A 3,752-nucleotide genomic window follows, 5' to 3' on the forward strand; every position below is an offset into this window, starting at 1 on the left:
AGGTGTGTATAAGAGACAGCCCGTGGGCCGCATCAACGCGCCTTCGCAGCAGGCGGCCCGCACGGCGCGCCCCGCGTCGGATTCCGCTCCGCGCCCCACCCAGCGCCGTCCGCAGGTGGTGGTGGAAGAGGTCGAGGACGACGACGACGAGCCGGCGTCGCGCCGCAAGGGCGCGCCCAAGAGCAACGGCAGCAAGATGCTGTCGCTGGTCCTGCTCATCCTCATCCCGCTGTTCGCGGGTGGATACGGCTTCTACTCGGCGCAGGCCAAGAAGCGCGGCCGCGAGCTCAAGAAGAACCTGGACGCCGCGACCGAGCAGCTGAAGCACGACTCGTTCGACAGCTACAAGAAGGCGTGCGCGGCGGCGGACCTGGCGCTGGAGGTGGACCCGGACTCCACCGCGGCCCACGGTTACCTGGCGTACGCCTACGCCATCCGCTGGGGTGAGCACGGCGGCGGCGACGACGCGCGCCGGCAGGCCGAGGAGCACCTGGCGGCGGCCCAGAAGGGCAAGGAGCTGTCCAGCCACCTCATCGCCGCGCAGGCGCTGATCAAGACGTACAGCGGTGACGGCAAGGGCGCGCTGGCCTCCTTGGAGACGCAGGTCAAGGAGCTCAACGACCAGAACAAGGCGTCCTCGCTCCTGTACCTCACGCTGGGCCTCATCCAGATGAACGCGGGCGACCTGGAGCGCGCGCGCGACAGCCTGGAGCGCGCGCAGGCGCTGGCGCCGGATGATCCGCGCGTCTACGCGGGCCTGGGCGCGGTGTACCGCCGGCTGGGCCAGGACAACACCGCCTGGAAGAACTACGACTTCGCCCTGCGCTACGAGAAGGACCACCCGGAGTCGCTCTTGGGCCGCTCGCTCTTGATGCTGGAGCAGGACGCGCCGAACTACGCGGTGGCCAGCCGGGACATCAAGAAGCTGCTGGAGGCCGAGCCGCCGCCCAGCCCGCGTCAGCTCGCCGCCGCGCAGCTCGCTCGCTCGCTGCTCATCGCCCGCGTGGCGCTGGCCATGCCCACGCTCAAGCCGGACCAGCAGCAGCTGCTGACCGAGGCCACGGGCGTGCCGGCGGATCCCGCCAAGGCGAAGCAGGAGGTCACGAAGGCGGAGGAGACCGGCTTCGCGCTCGACAAGCAGAACCCGGAGCTGAACCTCATCAAGGGCCGCCGCCTGCTGGCGGAGGGCAACTTCGACGCGGCCACGGAGGAGATCCGCAAGGCCATCCGCGCGGACGGCAGCCGCGCGCAGTTCTACGTCGAGCTGGCCAAGGCCCTCATGGGCAAGCCGGGCGGTGAGAAGGAGGCCTCCGAGGCGCTCGTCACCGCGCTCAAGACGATGGGCGACAGCCCCAAGCTGGTGGTGATGCTGGGCAACGCCTACCGCCGCCAGAACAAGCTGGAGGACGCGCTCGCGCAGTACCAGCGCGCGGTGAAGGACCCCAAGGCGAAGAACCCGGAGGCCCGGCTCGCCATGGGCGCCATCTACCGGGAGCGCTCGGACTGGGACAAGGCGAAGGAGCAACTGGAGAAGGCCAGCCAGGAGTTCTTCGGCCAGCCGGACCGCGTCGCCAACGCGCTCACGGAGCTGGGCCGCGTCTACCAGGGCAAGGGTGAGGCGGCGAAGGCGGACGAGACCTACCAGCGCGCGCTGCAGGCCGACGAGAACTACTCGCCGGTGTACTACTTCTACGCGCAGCTGCTCTCCAAGGACGCCAAGCAGTCGGGCAAGGTCAAGACGCTGGCGGCCGAGTACGTGCGGCGCGAGCCCAAAGGCGAGTTCCTCGCCGACGCTCAGCGGCTCGCGGGGAACTGACCCCCGCCCTTCGCTGTCCCCCACGCGCCGCGACGCCCGCTTCCGGGGCCTCGCGGCGTTTCGTTTTTGACGGGGGGCGACAAGGCAGGCTGATGTGGCGGGGAGCCCCAGCCTTGCCACCCCTCCCAGGTGACGGTATGGGAGGGGCCACCCCACACCCCCTTGACCGTAGCCGGAAGCGACCGCGGTCCAGGGACTACCTGCTGGAGTCCGCTTGAGCGCGCGTGCCCTGTCCCAGTCGTCCACCGCGTCCGACCTGATCTCCCTCACGAAGCCGAGGCTGTCGTCGCTGGTGCTCATCACCGCGGCGGGCGGCATGTTCATGGCCCCGGGGCACTTCACTCCGGTGCGCGCGCTGGTGACGCTGCTGGCGACGGCGGGGACGGTGGGCGCGGCGAACGCGTTCAACTGCTACTGGGAGCGCCACAGCGACCAGTTCATGGCGCGCACGCGCAACCGGCCGCTGCCCGCCGGGCGCATGGACCCCAGCACGGCGCTGTGGTTCGGCCTGTCCCTGGCGGCGGTGTCGCTGCCCGCGCTGGTGATGGGCGCCAACCTGCTCACCGGCGTGCTGGGGCTCATCGCGCTGCTCAGCTACGTGCTGGCCTACACGCCGCTCAAGGCCCGCACGTCCGCGGCGATGCTGGTGGGCGCGATCCCCGGCGCGCTGCCGCCGCTCATGGGCTGGACGGCGGTGACGGGCCAGGTGGACGCGGGCGGCTTCGCGCTGTTCGCCATCATGTTCCTCTGGCAGATGCCGCACTTCATCGCCATCGCGCTGTTCCGCAAGGACGAGTACGCCGCCGCGGGCCTCAAATCCATTCCGCTGGAGCGCGGGGACGAGTCCGGCCGCGCGCAGGTGGTGCTGTACCTGGTGGCGCTGGTGCCCATGACGCTCCTGCCCTTCCAGCTGCACATCGCCGGCACGTGGTACCTGGCCGCGGCGGTGGTGCTGGGGCTGGGCTTCCTGGGCCTGGGGGCGTGGGGCTTCTTCAAGCACCTGGGAAAGCCCTGGGCTCGCCAGACGTTCGTGTATTCGCTCGTGTATCTCACCGGCCTGTTCGCCGTGATGGCGCTGGACCGCATCCCCCGCGGCTAGCACCCCCTCGCGGCGTCCGGGTGCAAGGCCGCCCTTCGCATGCCTGACACCTCCGTTCCGACCCCGCCCCCGCCGCTCTTGCGCATCGAGGGGCTCACGCGCCGCTTCGGCGGGCGCACCGCCGTGGACGGGCTGTCACTGTCCGTGCAGCCGGGCGAAATCCTGGGCCTCCTGGGGCCCAACGGCGCCGGCAAGTCCACCACCTTCCAGCTGCTCGCGGGCCTGCTCGCGCCGGACGCGGGGCAGGTGCACTTCGCGGGCAGGGTGCTGTCCCTGAGCGACCCGGCGCTGCGGCGCCAGATGGGCATCATCTTCCAGAGGAGCAGCCTGGACGACCTGCTCACCGCCCGGGAGAACCTGCTGCTGGGCGCGCGGCTGTACGGCCTCACGGGCGCGGACGCGAAGGCGCGCGTGGAGACGATGCTGTCGCTCATCGGCCTGCAGGACCGGGGCGATGAGAAGGTGGGCACCTGGTCGGGCGGCATGCGCCGGCGGCTGGAGCTGGCGCGGGCGCTGGTGCACCAGCCGCGCGTGGTGCTGATGGACGAGCCCACGCAGGGCCTGGACGAGGCGGCCTTCCGCACCTTCTGGACGCACCTCAAGCGTTTACGTGACGCGCAGGGCGTCACCGTGCTGCTCACCACGCACCGCGCGGATGAAGCGGAAGGCTGCGACCGGCTGGCGGTGCTGGACGCCGGGAAGCTGGTGGCGTGCGACACGCCCCGGGCGCTCGCCGCGCGCATGGGCGGGGACATCCTCACGCTGGAGGGCCCGGAGCCGGAGGCGCTGGCCGCGCAGGTGACGGAGCGGCTGGGGCTTGGGGCGACGGTGGTGGAG

3 protein-coding genes are annotated in these 3,752 nt (G+C 71.2%); all 3 read left to right on the plus strand.

Annotated elements, in window-relative coordinates; genetic code table 11:
* Positions 1-1,816: tetratricopeptide repeat protein (locus D7V80_RS40415; protein WP_233586089.1), on the plus strand; the 1,816-nt coding region annotated here is incomplete at its 5' end.
* Between the two features lie 214 nt (positions 1,817-2,030).
* Positions 2,031-2,915, plus strand: a complete 885-nt coding sequence (cyoE, locus tag D7V80_RS40420; RefSeq protein ID WP_120593085.1) for a heme o synthase — start codon at positions 2,031-2,033, stop codon at positions 2,913-2,915.
* Between the two features lie 39 nt (positions 2,916-2,954).
* Positions 2,955-3,752, plus strand: a 798-nt coding sequence (locus D7V80_RS40425) for an ABC transporter ATP-binding protein (RefSeq protein WP_147447389.1), incomplete at its 3' end; no start/stop codon positions are given.

The organism is Corallococcus sp. CA054B (assembly GCF_003611625.1).
GTDB classification, from domain to species: Bacteria; Myxococcota; Myxococcia; order Myxococcales; family Myxococcaceae; genus Corallococcus; species Corallococcus coralloides.